Origin of the sequence: Salinimicrobium tongyeongense (assembly GCF_026109735.1) — a bacterium.
Lineage (GTDB): Bacteria > Bacteroidota > Bacteroidia > Flavobacteriales > Flavobacteriaceae > Salinimicrobium > Salinimicrobium tongyeongense.
In genome coordinates this window covers 955,976-973,084 of record NZ_CP069620.1, presented here as the reverse complement: position 1 = coordinate 973,084, position 17,109 = coordinate 955,976, and the positions used below count along the sequence as shown (strand labels likewise).

The following is a 17,109-nucleotide window of genomic DNA, read 5'->3' as shown; positions in this document are numbered from 1 at the left end:
TGAATTTGGGAAAGATTTAGGATTCGGGAATCGGGCTTTTCCTAATTTCTTCCAGTTTTTGGTGCTTATTTCGCTTCAAATTAAAAAAACAAGTTATGAAAAAAGTAGTTGTATCAGCGTTTTGCGCGCTATTCTCAATTGGATTGTTTGCACAGACAAATACAAACAACCTGCCTCGCACGGCACAGGATTATGTTAATCAGCACTTTTCCTCAGTTTCTGTGGCACAAGTGAATGAAAACAGTAACTGGCAAATTTGGGAAGACGACAAGTACGAAGTTAGGCTTTCTAACGGAGTAAAGCTGGATTTTGATGAGAACGGGAATATTGTTGAAATCGACAGTGAGAACGGGGAAGCAATTCCTACTTCAGTTTTGCCTTCCAAAATTGCTTCTTATTTAAGTGCTAACCATGCAGATGCGCAGGTAGTAGGATGGGAAAAGCAAAAAAAGGAGCAGGAAATTGAACTATCCAATGGTGTGGAAGTAGAATTTGATGCCCAGGGGAATTTTAGAAAATTAGATTAGTAAAATTTAGAATGAATTCCCGAAAAGGCTGCCTGAAAAGGCGGCCTTTTTTTGTTCGGGGTTTTTTTCTGAAGAAATATAAAAAAAGGTCATAGTAAGGATTATAGCAGCAGTAGTATTCTTACCTATGATGCCTTAGGAGAATCTTTTCCTTAAAGAGACGTTAAATGTCAGTATTATTTTTTATCTTGCCTTATAGTAAAAATGACAACAAGTAGGTTGATCATTTATTTTGAATTAATAAGAATGCGTAGATATGAAATTTTTTATTGACACTGCCAACCTTGATCAGATTAGGGAAGCACAGGAACTGGGTGTTTTGGATGGAGTAACCACCAATCCTTCTTTAATGGCAAAAGAAGGCATAAGAGGAAGGGATAATATCCTAAAGCACTATGTAGATATTTGTGAAATTGTTGATGGTGACGTTTCTGCGGAAGTGATAGCCACAACTTTTGACGAGATAGTAAAGGAGGGTGAAGAACTGGCAGAGCTGCATCCACAAATCGTAGTGAAAGTTCCTATGATCAAAGAGGGGATAAAGGCTATTAAATATTTTTCTGATAAAGGAATACGTACTAACTGTACCCTGGTTTTTTCAGCAGGGCAGGCTTTACTGGCTGCAAAAGCAGGAGCGACTTATGTTTCTCCGTTTTTGGGAAGGCTTGATGATATCTCTACCGATGGCTTGCAGTTAATTGCAGAGATTCGTCAAATCTATGACAACTATAGATTTGAAACACAAATCCTGGCGGCTTCCATAAGGCATACCATGCATGTGGTTAATTGCGCTAAAATTGGGGCTGATGTCATGACAGGGCCTCTTTCTTCAATAGACGGACTTTTAAAACACCCTCTTACCGATAGCGGACTGGCCAAGTTCCTGGAGGATGCAAAATCTTTTAATTAAACGGTTATGGATATAAAACAACTTGAAAACTTTGCGATACAGGTACGTCGCGATATTTTACGGCAGGTACATAAAGTAGATTCCGGTCATCCCGGAGGTTCATTGGGGTGCACAGAATTTTTTACTGCACTTTATCAGGAAGTGATGCAACACAATCCTGAATTTAATATGGATGGAATTGGAGAAGACCTTTTCTTTTTGTCTAACGGGCATATTTCCCCGGTTTTCTATAGCGTACTTGCCAGAAGCGGCTATTTTCCGGTAGAAGAACTCAATACCTTCAGGCTTATCAATTCCAGGCTACAGGGGCATCCAACCACACATGAAGGTTTACCGGGGGTTAGGGTTGCGTCTGGATCTTTGGGGCAGGGAATGTCTGTAGCTATTGGTGCTGCGCAGGCAAAAAAGCTAAATAAAGATTCTCATTTAGTATTTACTCTTCATGGAGACGGTGAACTGCAGGAAGGGCAAAACTGGGAAGCCATTATGTATGCTGCCGGCAATAAAGTAGATAACCTGATCTCTACAATAGACCTTAACGGGCAACAAATAGACGGAAGTACAGATAATGTCCTTCCTATGGGAAGTTTAAAGGCAAAGTTTGAGGCTTTTGGATGGGATGTACTTGAGATCGAGAACGGGAATGACCTAAAGCAGGTGATCAACGGTCTAAATGAGGCTAAAGCCCGAACAGGAAAGGGTAAACCAGTGTGTGTCCTCATGCATTCTGAAATGGGTCACGGTGTAGACTTCATGATGCATACGCATGCATGGCACGGCAAAGCGCCAAATGATGAGCAACTGGAGAAAGCACTTGCTCAAAACCCGGAAACTTTAGGAGATTATTAAAAGGAATAACAGAATGAAAAAATATATAGATACTGGAAAAAAAGATACCCGCTCCGGATTTGGAGATGGGCTTACTGAACTGGGCCGTAAAAATCCAAACGTAGTTGCTCTTTGTGCCGACCTTGTAGGATCTCTGAAAATGCAGGATTTCATAGACGAAAATCCTGAACGTTTCTTTCAGGTGGGAATTGCAGAGGCCAATATGATTGGAATGGCCGCAGGTTTAACTATTGGTGGAAAAATTCCGTTTGCAGGAACTTTTGCCAATTTTGCCACAGGAAGGGTGTATGACCAGATAAGACAAAGTGTTGCCTATTCCGATAAGAATGTCAAGATCTGCGCTTCCCACTCAGGGGTTACCCTTGGGGAAGATGGAGCTACTCACCAGATCCTTGAAGATATCGGGCTTATGAAGATGCTTCCGGGAATGACGGTGATCAACACCTGCGACTACAATCAAACAAAAGCAGCAACACTAGCCATAGCAGAGCACAAAGGCCCTGTGTATTTGCGCTTCGGAAGGCCAAAAGTGGCTAATTTCACACCTGCAGATGAAGAATTTCAAATAGGAAAAGCAGTCCATTTACTGGAAGGGAACGATGTCACCATTATTGCCACAGGCCACCTGGTTTGGGAAGCAATTCAGGCTGCGGAACAACTTGCAGAAAAGGGGATTAGTGCCGAAGTGATAAATATACACACCATTAAACCTCTTGATGAAGAAGCCGTACTTGCATCGGTGAAAAAAACCGGATGTGTGGTTACTGCTGAAGAACACAATTACCTGGGCGGACTTGGCGAAAGCATAGCCCGTACTTTGGTGAAAAACCATCCTGCGCCTCAGGAGTTTGTGGCTACAAATGACACTTTTGGAGAAAGTGGAACCCCTGAACAGCTTTTGGAGAAATATGGGTTAAATGCTGAAGCCATTGTAAAAGCTTCAGAAAAAGTCATCAGTAGAAAATAAAAAAACGCTGTACTTCATGAAAAGTTCTCTTCGACTAAGGTTTCAAAAATGGCTTTTTACAGGCCTCTTTATTTTAGGTTCCTTCTTTATGGCGGTCGCCCAGGAAACCTTTCAAAATCCAATTCTGGCAGGCTGGTATCCCGACCCGGCAATTACCGATGATGGTAACGGAAATTTCTACATGGTGCATTCCACCTTTGCCTTTTACCCCGGAATTCCTGTTTTTCACAGTACAGATCTTGTGAACTGGAAGCAGATAGGCAATGTAATAGACCGGCCCGATCAAATTGACCTGGAAGGCTTTGGAACCTCCCGCGCTATTTTTGCCCCCGATATCAGCTATGATAACGGAACTTTTTACCTCACCTGTACAGTTGTGGACGGAAAGGGGAACTTTGTAATGACTGCCGAAGATCCTGCGGGGCCCTGGAGTGATCCCGTGTGGCTTCCCGAAGTGCTGGGAATTGATCCAGGATTATTTTTTGACGAGGAAAAGTCTTATATAGTTTATAATAGCGATCCGCCAAATAATGAGCCCTTATATGATGGCCACCGCACCATCCGCATGATGGAATTTGATAAAGAAAACCTGAAAACTGTAGGAGAAAACCGTATTCTGGTGAACGGCGGAGTAGATATTTCTACCAAACCGGTTTGGGCTGAAGGCCCCAGGATCTACAAATTGAATGGCTATTATTATCTGATGACTGCCGAAGGTGGTACTGCGGTAAACCATTCAGAAATGATCTACAGGAACAGGAATATTGATGATGAATTTATTCCTTATGAAGAAAATCCTATTCTTACGCAGCGACATCTGGATCCAGACAGGCCAAATCCCATCACTTCAGCGGGACATGCCGATATAGTGCAGCACCCAAATGGCGAGTGGTATGGGGTTTTCCTTGCGGTTCGGCCTTATGAAGGGGATTTTTACAACACCGGAAGAGAGACTTTTATGACCCCTGTAAAATGGGAAAATGACTGGCCAGTTTTTGACCTGGGAGGAGAGGAGATAAAAAATGAATATCCGCTTCCTGAAGGTGTGACGTTAAATAAAGACCTTTTTCCGCTGAACGGTAATTTCGAGTTCAGGAAAGATTTTGATGAAAAGGAACTTGCACTTCACTGGTTATTTCTTCGGAATCCTAAAGAAGAGTGGTACAACTTAAATGAGCGGGATGGTTACCTGGTCATGAAGACGAGGTCCGAAACGGTTTCTGGCACTTCTAACCCAAGTTTTATTGCACACCGGCAGCAACATTTGACCGGCGAGGCGGCAGTATCCTTAGAATTTGAAACTAAAAAATCCAATGAAAAAGCCGGATTAATAGCCTTTCAAAATGAGTCCCACTTTTATTTTATAGCTAAATCTTATGAAGGAAATTCCCCTGTAGTGCAGCTTTATAGAGGCAAGGAGGGCGGAGAAGAATTACTTGCGAGCAAGAAACTTTCTTCTTCAGCTAAAAAGATCGGTTTTAAGGTGGAATTTGATGAGGATGAATATAAATTCTTTTACAAAACCGGATCGGAATGGGAAAATCTTGGCGGTGGACTTGACGGAAAATACCTGAGTACCAGAGTGGCAGGCGGATTTGTAGGTGCTAACCTTGGAATGTATACCACTTCAAACGGGGAAGCATCTGAAAATAAAGCTGCTTTCGACTGGTTTGAATATTCAGGAAATGATGAGGTTTATCAAAAGAAGTAAGAGTAAGAATGCATAAAGAAAAATATGGGGTTACCCCACAGGGGGAACAGGTAGACCTGTTTACACTTCGAAATGAACAGGGAATGGAAGTGAAGATTATCACCTACGGTGGTCGCATTACTTCTTTAAAAGTACCTGATAAAAATGACAATTTTGAAGATGTGGTTTTGGGTTTTGACTCCCTAGAGCAATATTTGGAAGAAAATCCCTTTTTTGGAGCCCTAATTGGGCGTTATGGTAACCGTATTGCCAAAGGGAAATTCTCCCTGGACGGGCAGGAATACACGCTTGCTCAAAATAATGGGGTAAATCATTTGCACGGCGGGGATAAAGGATTTGATAAGGTGGTGTGGAAGGTAAAAGAGGCATTAAAGCAGAATAGTCTTGTGCTATCCTACATTAGTGAACACATGGAAGAGGGCTTTCCCGGTCGGCTGGAGACCGAAGTGACCTATACCCTTACTGAAGATAACTCTCTGGAGGTGGAATATAAAGCCACTACCGACAGGAAAACCATTGTGAACCTTACCCAGCATGCCTATTTCAATTTGTCTGGTGACTTTACAAACTCCATATTGAACCATCAAGTTCAAATTAATGCCGATGATTTTGTGCCGGTAGATGAACATCTCATTCCTACCGGCCAGCTTGCTCCTGTGGCAGGAAGTCCTTTTGATTTTAGTAAACCTAAAGCAATTGGGGAAGAAATTAATGCGGCGCATGAGCAACTAGAGCGGGGCAACGGCTATGACCACACCTGGGCGATCAACAACCCGGAGAACGGACTGCGGTTCGCAGCTTCGGCCCTTCACCCTGAGTCGGGAAGGAAACTGGAAGTCTATACTACCGAACCCGGAATGCAGCTCTACACCGGAAACTTCCTGGACGGCACTTTGCCACTTCAGAATGGTAAGGGGTTTTATGAAAAGAGAAGTGGGTTTTGTTTTGAAACACAACATTATCCGGATACTCCAAACCAGGAAAATTTCCCTTCAGTAGTCCTGGAACCAGGAGAGACTTATTTCAGTAAAACAAGTTTTAGATTTTCAGTAAAAGATTAGGTGGGAGTGTAGATCTTCAGCTATATTTTTGGTAAAGAAGTTTCAGAAAAGAGATCGAATAATGCCATTTTTGAGTACTATTAATTTGAAGATGTAAAAGAGATACAATGGATATTGGAAATATAAATGGAACTACCACATTACACAATGGCGTTGCTATGCCGGTTCTTGGGCTTGGGGTTTATAAGGCCAAAGAAGGCAGGGAAGTCATTGAATCTGTACACCATGCTCTCAATGCCGGGTACAGGCATATAGATACGGCTTCTTTTTATGAGAACGAAAGTGGAGTAGGCGAAGCTATTAAAAGTTCGAAAATTCCCCGGGAAGAAATCTTTGTGACCACCAAGGTATGGAATGATGATCAGGGTTTTGAAGCAACGCTTAAAGCTTTCGACAAATCTCTGGAGAAGCTGGGACTGGATTATATTGATCTTTACCTGATACACTGGCCGGTGCCGGGAAAATATGTTGAAACCTGGAAAGCCCTGGAAAAGCTATATTCCGAAGGAAAAGTAAAAGCTATAGGGGTGTCAAACTTTTTGGAACATCAATTAAAGGATATTCTGAATGATTGCAGCATAAAACCTATGGTGCTGCAGAATGAATTTCACCCCAGGCTGGTACAGCAGTCGTTGCTTGATTTTTGCAAACGCAACCACATACAATATGAGGCCTGGTCTCCTTTAATGAGAGGAGAAGTCTTTCAAAACCCTCTCCTGAAGGAGCTTGCTGAAAAATATGGAAAGACCATTGCACAACTGGTTATACGCTGGGACCTTCAGAAAGGAGTGGTTACCATTCCAAAAAGTGTTCACAGAGACCGCATTTTTGAGAATGCAGATGTTTTTGATTTCGAGATTTCTGAAGAAGATATGCGGCGAATAGATGCCCTGGACCGGGAAGAACGAACAGGAGCACACCCCGATAATTTCATGGACCACTTCAGAAGTAATTAGATAGTTTTTTCGGAATAATTTCAAAATCAATAATTTTTTAGATTGATACTTCTCTTCCGGAGTTTTTATACTGTTATTTATGGCAGTTGAATGCTTAAAAGAAGCAAGCCCGAATTGTCTAAACCTTTTTAAAATATTAAGACCATCATTGGAGAATCGGGATTCTCTAATGATGGTCTTATGATGTTGAGGATTTCTATCTTTTTTTGAACCTACTCCCAGTCATCGGTCCTGAAAGGAGATGCAGGTAAGCCTTCTTTATTGTAAAGGTTTGCACCTTCAGGATTATCTGCCCAGGCGTAACGGACTGCTACGGGATCTTTGATTTCGGGATGATATACCACGATCTTATCTCCTCTTATTTCAGCCTGCGCCCATTTGAATTCCCCGTCTTTTCCGGCAATGGAAAAATAGGACAGGGATTTGCCATTTTTGGATACCAGGCCTTTTCCTGCATTCTCAAAAGAGACTACTATGGAATCTCCTTCTTTTGAAAAGGATTTATATAAAGGTCCTGCCGGGATTATATCTTCCCCATAAGCCACTTTTTTTGCCGCTCTTGCCAAGCGTTCCCCTACATCCTTTTTATTTAAAGGATGTATGTCATTTCCTTCTCCCACATCTATGGCAACAGCCATTCCGGTATGAGGCACGGTAAGGGTTTTTAACTGGGCATCTCTTAATCTTGCCCATTGGCTGTCTCCGGGTTCATCTTTGGTCCCCATGAAATTGGCGAGTTGAACATAAAGGAAAGGCAAATCTTTCTGCCCCCATTTGTTTCTCCAGTCTTTGATGAGCGCAGTCATAAGAGCCTGATATTCTCCCGGGTTATCTGCATTGGATTCTCCCTGGTACCAGATAACCCCTTTTATGGAATAATCAATTAAAGGATTGATCATGGCATTGTACAGCCCCAGAGGTTTCCACCTGATAAAGGTTTGTCCCTGCAGCCTGGGCATTTCCGCCCCCAGTTTGAACTTCCACGTGCCGGTAAGGTCTATTTCCTTTCCCCCGGAAATCAGCTTATATTCTTTCTCCTCTACAAATCCTCCGCGCCCCCCTTCATTAATGATACGGATGCTAATAGTGTTTTCACCGGCCTTTAATATCCCCTGAGGAATTTCATAACGCCGCGGCGGGTATTGATAGGTGGTGTTGCCCACAAATGTTCCGTTTACAAATACCGAATCGGCATCTACGATGCGCCCCAAAATAAGTTTTGCATCTTCTTGTGCCAGGTCTTCTTTAAGATCAATGGTCTTTCTGAACCAAACCACGCCGTTTTTAGGACCAAGGTCTGTTTCGGCCCAATACCCGGGAATTTCCATGGTTTTCCAGGAAGAGTCGTCGAGATGGGCAGCTTTCCAGTTTTCTTTAAGACCCGTGTCCTTCTTTTGACTGTCGCTGTACCAGTTATTAATGCGGGTTTGGTCGGCTGTTGCAATACTATCTCTCAAATCCTGACTTTTAAAGCGCAGCGCTTCGTCATAATGAGCAGGAAATTTTTTTAAGGCCTCTTCACTAATCCAGGCTTCGGCAGGTGAACCTCCAAGTGCCGAATTAATTATTCCTATAGGCACCTTATATTCCTCATAAAGATCTTTCGCAAAAAAGTAACTTACGGCAGAAATTTTCCCAATGGTATTTGAAGCAACCGGTATCCATTCCCCGCCTTCAAGATCTTCTTTGGCTTCATTGAAATTATACGTTTTAGGAACTTCAAAATAACGAATAGCCTCATTGGAGGCGGTTGCTATTTCTTCGGAATATAAAGGTGCAACGCGAGACATTGGCAGTTCCATATTTGATTGCCCTGAAGCCAGCCATACATCACCAATATAAATTTCTTTGAGCTGAATATTGTTGCTGCCCTTGATGTTCATGATAAAAGGGCCGCCGGCTTGTAGGTCGTTTAGTGAAACCGACCATTTACCTTCGGAATCTGCGACTGTTTTATATTCTTTATCCAGGAAAATAACAGAAATGGGCTCCTGTTTAGAAGCCCATCCCCAAATTTTCACCTTGCTATTTCGCTGAAGAACCATTCCGTCATCAATGAGTCTGGGTAGCTTTACCTGTCCAAACATCGAAATGGAACTACTGCAGAAGAGTAACAGCGTAAAAAATGTTCTTAAAAATGACATTTTTGAAGGTCTAGTTTTCAACAATATTGTCACTGCCGTTGGCAAATGAGCTAATGGTTTCTATGCTTCCATCTTCATTATGGGTGAGTTTTGCCACTTTCATACTTCTAAGGTAGGTCTTGCCTCCGGAAAGTGAACTGTCGTGGTAAAATAAATACCACTGCCCATTGTGCTCAACAATAGAATGGTGGTTGGTCCATCCCAGTACTGGTTCAAGAATCACGCCCTGATAGGTGAAGGGGCCGTAAGGACTGTCTCCGGTCGCATAAGCAATATTGTGAGTATCTCCGGTAGAGTAGGAGAAATAGTATTTATCATTGTATTTATGCACCCAGGCCGCTTCAAAAAAGCGTCTTTCGTTATCTCCTGTAAGTAGCGGGTTCCCATCTGCATCTAGAAGTTTGATTTCTTTGGGATCCTCTGCAAAGTTTAGCATATCATCACTCATCTTTGCCACCATAGGGGAAAGAGCGGGTTCGTCATCTGCTGGGTAAACATCTTCTTCTCCCTGATATTCATTATTGCGGTAGTCCTGCAACTGTCCTCCCCAGATGCCTCCAAAATACATATAGTATGAGTTGTCGCTGTCTTTGTATACAGCTGGATCAATACTGTAGCTTCCTGCGATAGGTTCTTTTTCAGGAGTAAAAGGTCCGGCGGGGGAATCACCAACTGCAACCCCTATTTTAAAGATGTCATTTGGATCTTTAGCCGGGAAGTAAAGGTAGTATTTGCCATCTTTTTCGGCTGCATCGGGGGCCCACATTTGACGTGAAGCCCATGGCACATCCTCTACATCGAGTACTTTACCATGGTCTGTAACCTCACCCCCAACGCTATCCATTGAGTATACGTGGTAGTCTTTCATGTTAAAGTGTGCGCCCGTGTCATCTTCAGGTATGCCTGAATCCCAGTCATGAGAGGGGTATACATATATTTTGCCTTCAAATACATGTGCAGAGGGATCTGCAGTGTAGTTGTCTTTTACAAGTGGTTCTGAAGCAAACTCAGGAAGGGTGTCGGTAGAGGCTTCCGGAGCTTCAACTTTTTCTTCTTGATTATTTCCATTCTTGCACCCCCAAATTGAGATGGCAAGGATTAGAAGAGCGGATTTTTGAAAATAGGAAAATTTCATTTTTAGTGAGATAAAAGTTAAATGTTAATGAGAAGCATTATTGCTTTATCTGCTAAAATAGTAAAAAGATCTCAATCGTATTCGTAAAATAAATATTTCTGTTTCTCTTCTATGCATTGATTTTCAGGGAGGCTTGTATGGTTAAAGCCTGTGATATATTCTTTTGATGATTTTTATAGCGCAACCGATTGCGTAAATTGATTTATTACGTATATTTATCGTAATAAAAGCTTAACAGCTATTACAAATCAAATCGTTCTTAATATTTTAAACTATGACAACATGAAGGAAGTATTACTATTTAAAGGAAAACATTCCTGGAAAAGTCTGTTGCTAACATTAGCAGTAATTATGACTTCTGCCGCGACCGCTCAGAATATAACGGTTTCGGGAACAGTGACAGATGAAATGGGACCTTTGCCCGGGGTTACCGTTTTGCTTCAGGGAACCTCTAGGGGGGTAACCACCGACTTTAATGGAGAATATGTGATAGAGGATGTGCCATCAAACGGAGTACTGGTATATTCATATGTGGGGTTCGCTACCCAAATGGTCAATATTAATGGCCAAAACGAAATCGATATAGTTCTGCAGGAAGATACAGAAGCCCTGGAAGAGGTGGTTGTAATTGGATATGGAACTCAGCGTAGAGAGGCAGTAACAGGTTCTGTTTCGTCAATTGGCGGGGAAGAATTAAGAGATATCCCTTCTGCCAATATTTCTGAAGCTTTGCAGGGAAGACTTCCCGGGGTTGAGCTTTCTCAAACTTCTTCCCAGCCAGGTGCTCCACAGCAAATCCGTATTCGTGGAACACGTTCATTATCGGGTAGTAATGATCCATTGATCGTGCTTAACGGTGTGCCTTTTGCAGGTTCCCTTAATGATATAAACCCCAATGATATTCAAAGTATGGATATCCTTAAAGATGCCTCGGCAACCGCAATTTACGGATCCAGGGGAGCTAACGGGGTGGTAATCATTACAACCAATACCGGGAGACAGGGACAGGCTGCGCAATTTAGTTATGACGCTTTTTATGGAGTGAAGACTGTGTTTGGAGAGTATCCAATGATGAGCGGGCCCGATTTTGTAGCACTTCGAAAAGCCGCAAACCAGTACGAGAACGGAGCAGATGAGATGGATGATATTAATACCGACTGGCAGGACCTTATGTATGAAAACAGTCTTATAACCAATCATAATTTAGGTGTTTCTGGAGGTACAGAAAGCGGAAGTTATAATGCAAGTCTTGGATATACAAAAGATGAAGCTGTTCTGCCCGAACAGTATTTTGAAAGGATCTCCTTCAACGGAACCCTTAGCCAAGACATTGGTGAGTATATAAAAGTTGGTTTCAATACCAATAATAATTATTCGGTAAGAAACGGAATGAATCTGGGGATCTATGATGTTCTGGCCGCTTCTCCAATTGCAAGTCCTTACAATGAAGATGGTACTTTGAAAAGAGTAGTGAGCCTGGCGGCAGATGATATGTGGGTGCGTACTCGCGGAAGCATTGAAGGACTTGGAGATGCCTGGATTGATCAATCCAGAGAATTCGGGACTTTTAATAACTTTTTCGGGGAGCTTGAGATTCCTGGTGTTGAGGGGTTAAAATACAGGATTAACCTGGGGCTTAATTACCGGAGTACACATGGAGGTAGTTATACCGGCCAGGGAGTGTTTAGTGTTTCAGAAAGCACACTTTCTAATGCTTCCATCAATAACTCGATTACTACCCGTTACCTGGTAGAAAACCTATTGACCTACGACCGTACTTTTAACGACAGTCATAGAATTAACGTAGTAGGCTTATATTCTACAGAAGAGAGTAAATTTAATAGCTCAAGTATTGCTGCCCTTGGGATTCCTACAGATCAGTTTCAGTTCTATAATTTAGGTCAGGCAACAGATGAGATCATTATAGATCCTGCGAATCAGGGATACTACAGGAGTGGTTTAATGTCATATATGGGTAGGATAATGTACGAGTATGAGAATAAATACATGATATCTGCCACACTGCGTTCAGACGGTTCTTCGAGGCTTGCCGAAGGTCATAAATGGCATACTTATCCTGCAGTTTCTGTGGGTTGGAACCTTGGTAACGAGTCCTTTATGGAAAGTGCAGACTGGATGAATTCCCTTAAGATTCGTGCAGGGTATGGAGAAACTTCAAACCAGGCTGTGACCCCCTATTCTACTTTGGGGCTTTTGGCCACAAGACCATATAACTTTGGCCCCGATAATTATGCAGTTGGATATTATGTTTCTCAACTTCCAAACCCAGAACTTGGATGGGAGTACTCTACAACTTATAACTTAGGGGTTGATTTCTCTTTATTTAATTACCGGCTTACGGGTACTGCAGAATACTATATTACCAATACCAATGACATCCTTTACAATGTGGTACTTCCGGGTACTTCTGGGGTTGATAGTTATACTGCCAATATTGGGGAGACACAAAACAAAGGATTTGAACTTTCCCTTAATGGGGTAATTCTCGACGATCCCGATGGCTTTAGCTGGGAGGCAGGCCTTAACCTTTATTCTAATAAGAATGAGCTTGTGGCACTGGCTTCAGGAACTTCTCAGGATGTTGGTAATAACTGGTTTGAAGGTCACCCAATAAACGTGATCTATGATTATGAGCGTATTGGGCTTTGGCAGGAAGATGATCCTTACCTGGATATTCTGGAGCCAGGAGGAAATGTGGGTATGATCAAGGTAAGATATACCGGAGAATATGATGCCAATGGCGTACCGGTTAGACAAATTGGTCCAGATGATAGAAAGGTGATTGATGTGAACCCCGATTTTCAGGGAGGGTTCAATACTCGTCTAGCATACAAAAATTTCGATTTTACTGCAGTAGGTGCGTTTCAGTCTGGGGGAGTTCTTATTAGTACCTTATACGGTTCTTCAGGTTATTTGAATATGCTTAATGGTCGTCGCGGTAATGTGGATGTTGATTACTGGACGCCAGAAAATACCGGAGCCAGATATCCAAAGCCAGGAGGAATAACCAGCGGTGATAACCCCAAATATGGTTCTACCCTGGGGTATTTTGATGCCTCTTATTTGAAAATACGCACTCTTACTCTGGGGTATAACTTTGACAAAGAAAGGGTAGGTGATCTTGGGTTCAATGACCTTAGACTTTATGCTACCGTACAAAATGCTTTTGTTCTTTTCTCACCTTACTATGATGAATCGGGAATGGATCCGGTAACAAACTCCTATGGTGATCAGAATTCAGCGGTGGCAGGGTATCCAAACAGGCTTCTTACTATTGGAACCAATACACCCTCTACAAGGAACTACGTATTAGGTGTGAACTTAACTTTCTAAAAAAATTATTATGAAAAATATTCGTTTAAAAACTTCTGCTGTAACCACTCTTGTGCTGGCAATGCTTCTAATATCCTGTTCAGATGATATTCTGGAAGAAACCCCAAGAAGTACTTATGAACCGGGATTCTTTAAAACTGAAACCGGAGTGCTGGGAGGTTTGACCTCTATGTATGCTCATTTGAGATATATCTACGGGCAGGCATATTACTACAATACTACTTTAACGGGTACAGATGAGGTAACTTATGCCCAGAGTGCAGATCAAAATTTCCTGGTAATGGATCTTTCAGGGCAGGGAAATATTACTCCTGAAGATAGCCGGGCCGATGCAATATGGAATATATCCTTTTCAAATATCAATACTGCTAATGGGGTTATTGAAAATGCCGAGGCAGTGGGAATATCTGATGAACTTACCGCCGAAGCAAGGTTTTTTAGAGGCTTTGATTACTTTTTGCTGGTCCAGACCTTTGGGGGTGTTCCATTAGACCTTGGAGCTGGTGAACTGGCCTTTAACACCAACCCTACAAGAACATCTACCCGTAACACGGTTCCCGAAGTTTATACCAGGGCAGTATTTCCCGATCTTCTTAATGCGGTTGAAAACCTTCCTGAATTCCCCAGGGTTACCGGCGGGGCAACCAAAACAGTTGCAAGGTTGTATTTGGCTAAAGCTTACCTCACCTATGGCTGGTGGCTTGAGAATCCAAATAATATCCCAACTTATCCGGAAACTTCAAGAACTGACCCCGACGGGCATGATGCGCAGTGGTATTTCCAGCAAGCTTATGATGTGGCTACAACGGCTATAAACAATCCTGGCCCTTTTGGGCTGCAGCCCACTTATTACGATGTGAATAATGCAGAGAATGATCGCAATAGTGAAATCCTTCTTTATGCAGATCATACTGAAACCAGTGAATACTATAACGGAGCAAGTCTTACTTATAGTGGTGGTGGTGCTCCCGAAAATTTTGCAGGCTGGATGATGACCTGGAACTATACCGTTATTCGCAGCGCAAAAGACCCTAACTGGAGTGAAACAGTAAGTTCTGTACAGCGAGAAGACTCCCAGGACCTTGGCCGCCCATGGACGCGTATGGCTCCTACCATTGGTGCTATAACCCAAACTTTTGCAGATAAGACCCGTGACTCGCGTTATGATGGGACTTTTACCACAACTTATCGTGGAAACTGGCCAAAAGGAGGGGTAGAGCAGGAGGTGCTTTACAACGCCAATGGGCTGCCGGTAGAACCCGGAGACGCTATTTTGACCTTCCTCGATGAGCAGCCTGATGCTGCAATTGATTACCCTGATGGGCAGGGAAAAAGCAATATTGGGGCAGGGGTATTACCCGGAAGATCTGATTTTGTGATTGGGCCACAGGATATTAGTAGAAGGACTTATCCCGGTCTCTGGAAATTAGGGCCATATCGCACTAATACAGGAGATGGTCTTGGTCAACCCAATGCTGCCAGTACCAGGCCTTTTAACATCGCCAAATTTTCTGAACTCTATTTTATTGCTGCTGAAGCTGCCGTTAAAGGTGCTAATGCAAACGGTATGTCTGCAAGAGAGTTAATTAACGTAATTAGAGCCAGGGCAGGTGTTTGGAGATGGGATAATAATGAAGGGGAGCCTAAAATAGCAGATTTTAGTACTGAACTGGTGTCAGAAACTCCGGCTGAAATTGACATTTATTACATCCTTGCTGAAAGGTCAAGGGAGTATTTTGGAGAAGGTTACCGCTGGTATGATCTTATTCGTACCCAAACCTGGGAAGATCTGGCTTCTACTTATCGTATAGCCGGAAGTGATTACGGCGATCACAATGCCCAAACCATTACCCGAAATATAGAACCTTATCATTACCTGCGCCCAATTCCTCAGGGGCAGATTGATGCTATGGAAGGAGATACGGGCTCTTATCAAAATCCCGGTTACTAAGTAATAATTTGGTTTGTTAGTGAAAATTGGTCGCTTCCCCGGAGTGGCCAATTTTTTTTGCCTGATGTTCAGGGAATACTAAATGTAAGATCGTGCAAAAATGATGATGAAATTCACCCTTTTTGACACCCCAGGTAAAAATATTACCTGAATAAACCAACTCATTAAAACAAAACAAGCCGAAACCCTGAAGTTTCGGCTTGTTTTTAAAACTTATATCAGCTCTGTTCTAGTAGGAGTTGGCAATGATCTGCTCAAGCAATTCCTGCTTTCCGCTAATTTGTTTTGGTTCTCCGTTTTCACGAGCAATTTTGCTAAGGTCTTCAAGAGAAAGTTCTCCGTTTTCAAATTTTGCCCCGTTACCCGAATCAAAGGAAGCGTACCGGTCTTTTCTGATCTGCTTATACTTTGTATTTTCAAGCACATTATTAGCGCAAATAAGACCTCGTGCAAATACATCCATTCCTGCGACATGAGCAATGAATTTATCTTCAAGATCGGTTGAATTACGCCTTACTTTTGCGTCAAAATTGATTCCACCGCCCTGGATTCCGCCACCTTCAAGAATGATCAGCATGGCCTGGGTGATCTCAAAAAGGTCTATAGGGAACTGGTCTGTATCCCATCCGTTTTGATAGTCCCCTCTGTTGGCATCTATACTTCCCAGCATTCCTGCGTCTACAGCTACCTGAAGTTCATGTTCAAAGGTATGCCCTGCCAGGGTTGCATGGTTCACTTCAAGATTTAGTTTGAAATCGTTTTGCAGGTTGTACTGTTTGATAAAATGCAGAGATGTTGCAGCATCATAGTCGTATTGATGCTTGGTAGGCTCCATGGGTTTTGGCTCAATAAAGAAATTACCTTTAAACCCTTGTTTGCGGGCGTAATCTTTACAGGTATTCAAAAATCTGCCTAGGTGGTCAAGCTCCCTTTTCATATCGGTGTTGAGAAGGCTCATATATCCTTCCCTTCCTCCCCAGAATACATAATTCTCACCTCCAAGTGCAATGGTAGCATCAAGGGCGATCTTGGCCTGGGCACCTGCATAGGCAAGAACATCAAAGTTTGGGTTAGTTGCCGCACCGTTCATGTAACGCGGGTTGCTAAAGAGGTTTGAAGTACCCCAAAGCAGTTTTATTCCTGTTTCTTTTTGCTTCTGTTTGGCATATTCAACCATGGTTTGAAGCCTGTTTTCAAACTCGGCAAGGCTGGGAGCTTCGTCAACCACGTCTACATCGTGAAAACAGTAGTAAGGAGTTCCCAGTTTGCTCATGAATTCAAAAGCAGCATCCATTTTATCTTTTGCCCGGGTGATGGGGTCATCGCTTTTGTCCCATGCAAATGTTTCTGTACCAGGCCCAAAAGGGTCACTTCCTGTATTGTTAAAAGTATGCCAGTAAGCTGTAGCAAACCTTAGGTGTTCTTTAAGGGTTTTTCCTGCTACTACTTTATTCTCGTCATACCATTTGAAAGCAAGAGGATTGTCACTCTCTCTGCCTTCAAATTTGATCTTGTCGATGTTTTTGAAAAATTTTGATTCCATA

General features: G+C 42.6%; 12 protein-coding genes. 9 read left to right on the top strand and 3 right to left on the bottom strand.

Annotation, left to right across the window (positions count from 1 at the left end; translation table 11 throughout):
* Window positions 1-95: 95 nt before the first annotated feature.
* The 7 genes from JRG66_RS04230 (at window position 96) to JRG66_RS04200 (ending at window position 6,981) form a co-directional block, all read left to right on the top strand.
* Window positions 96-527 carry a PepSY-like domain-containing protein gene (locus tag JRG66_RS04230; protein WP_265164500.1) on the top strand — a complete coding sequence of 144 codons (432 nt, stop codon included), beginning with the start codon at window positions 96-98 and terminating at the stop codon, window positions 525-527.
* 256 nt (window positions 528-783) lie between these two features.
* Window positions 784-1,437 carry a fructose-6-phosphate aldolase gene (gene fsa, locus JRG66_RS04225; RefSeq protein ID WP_265164499.1) on the top strand — a complete coding sequence of 218 codons (654 nt, stop codon included), beginning with the start codon at window positions 784-786 and terminating at the stop codon, window positions 1,435-1,437.
* Between the two features lie 6 nt (window positions 1,438-1,443).
* Window positions 1,444-2,286, top strand: a complete 843-nt coding sequence (locus JRG66_RS04220) for a transketolase (RefSeq protein ID WP_265164498.1) — start codon at window positions 1,444-1,446, stop codon at window positions 2,284-2,286.
* A gap of 13 nt (window positions 2,287-2,299) precedes the next feature.
* Window positions 2,300-3,253: a transketolase family protein gene (locus JRG66_RS04215; RefSeq protein ID WP_265164497.1), complete on the top strand. Its 954-nt coding sequence runs from the start codon at window positions 2,300-2,302 to the stop codon at window positions 3,251-3,253.
* 16 nt (window positions 3,254-3,269) lie between these two features.
* Window positions 3,270-4,964, top strand: coding sequence for a glycoside hydrolase family 43 protein (locus JRG66_RS04210; RefSeq protein ID WP_265164496.1), 1,695 nt, complete (start codon window positions 3,270-3,272; stop codon window positions 4,962-4,964).
* An 8-nt stretch (window positions 4,965-4,972) separates the two neighbouring features.
* Window positions 4,973-6,025 carry an aldose epimerase family protein gene (locus JRG66_RS04205; protein ID WP_307726309.1) on the top strand — a complete coding sequence of 351 codons (1,053 nt, stop codon included), beginning with the start codon at window positions 4,973-4,975 and terminating at the stop codon, window positions 6,023-6,025.
* A 107-nt stretch (window positions 6,026-6,132) separates the two neighbouring features.
* Window positions 6,133-6,981 carry an aldo/keto reductase gene (locus JRG66_RS04200; RefSeq protein ID WP_265164495.1) on the top strand — a complete coding sequence of 283 codons (849 nt, stop codon included), beginning with the start codon at window positions 6,133-6,135 and terminating at the stop codon, window positions 6,979-6,981.
* A 212-nt stretch (window positions 6,982-7,193) separates the two neighbouring features.
* Here JRG66_RS04200 and JRG66_RS04195 read toward each other — a convergent pair whose 3' ends face one another.
* Entirely contained in the window at window positions 7,194-9,125 is a 1,932-nt protein-coding gene (locus tag JRG66_RS04195) for a sialate O-acetylesterase (RefSeq protein ID WP_265164494.1), read from the bottom strand.
* Window positions 9,126-9,135: 10 nt separating this feature from the next.
* Window positions 9,136-10,260, bottom strand: coding sequence for a glycoside hydrolase family 43 protein (locus JRG66_RS04190; RefSeq protein WP_265164493.1), 1,125 nt, complete (start codon window positions 10,258-10,260; stop codon window positions 9,136-9,138).
* 282 nt (window positions 10,261-10,542) lie between these two features.
* Between JRG66_RS04190 and JRG66_RS04185 the strand changes: the two genes are divergently transcribed.
* Together JRG66_RS04185 and JRG66_RS04180 are read left to right on the top strand one after the other, a co-directional pair.
* Entirely contained in the window at window positions 10,543-13,614 is a 3,072-nt protein-coding gene (locus JRG66_RS04185; protein ID WP_265164492.1) for a SusC/RagA family TonB-linked outer membrane protein, read from the top strand.
* A gap of 10 nt (window positions 13,615-13,624) precedes the next feature.
* Complete coding sequence (locus JRG66_RS04180; protein WP_371875332.1) at window positions 13,625-15,565, top strand: RagB/SusD family nutrient uptake outer membrane protein; 1,941 nt, start codon at window positions 13,625-13,627, stop codon at window positions 15,563-15,565.
* A gap of 229 nt (window positions 15,566-15,794) precedes the next feature.
* Here JRG66_RS04180 and xylA read toward each other — a convergent pair whose 3' ends face one another.
* Window positions 15,795-17,108, bottom strand: a complete 1,314-nt coding sequence (gene xylA / locus JRG66_RS04175; protein ID WP_265164491.1) for a xylose isomerase — start codon at window positions 17,106-17,108, stop codon at window positions 15,795-15,797.
* Between the last annotated feature and the right edge of the window lies 1 nt (window position 17,109).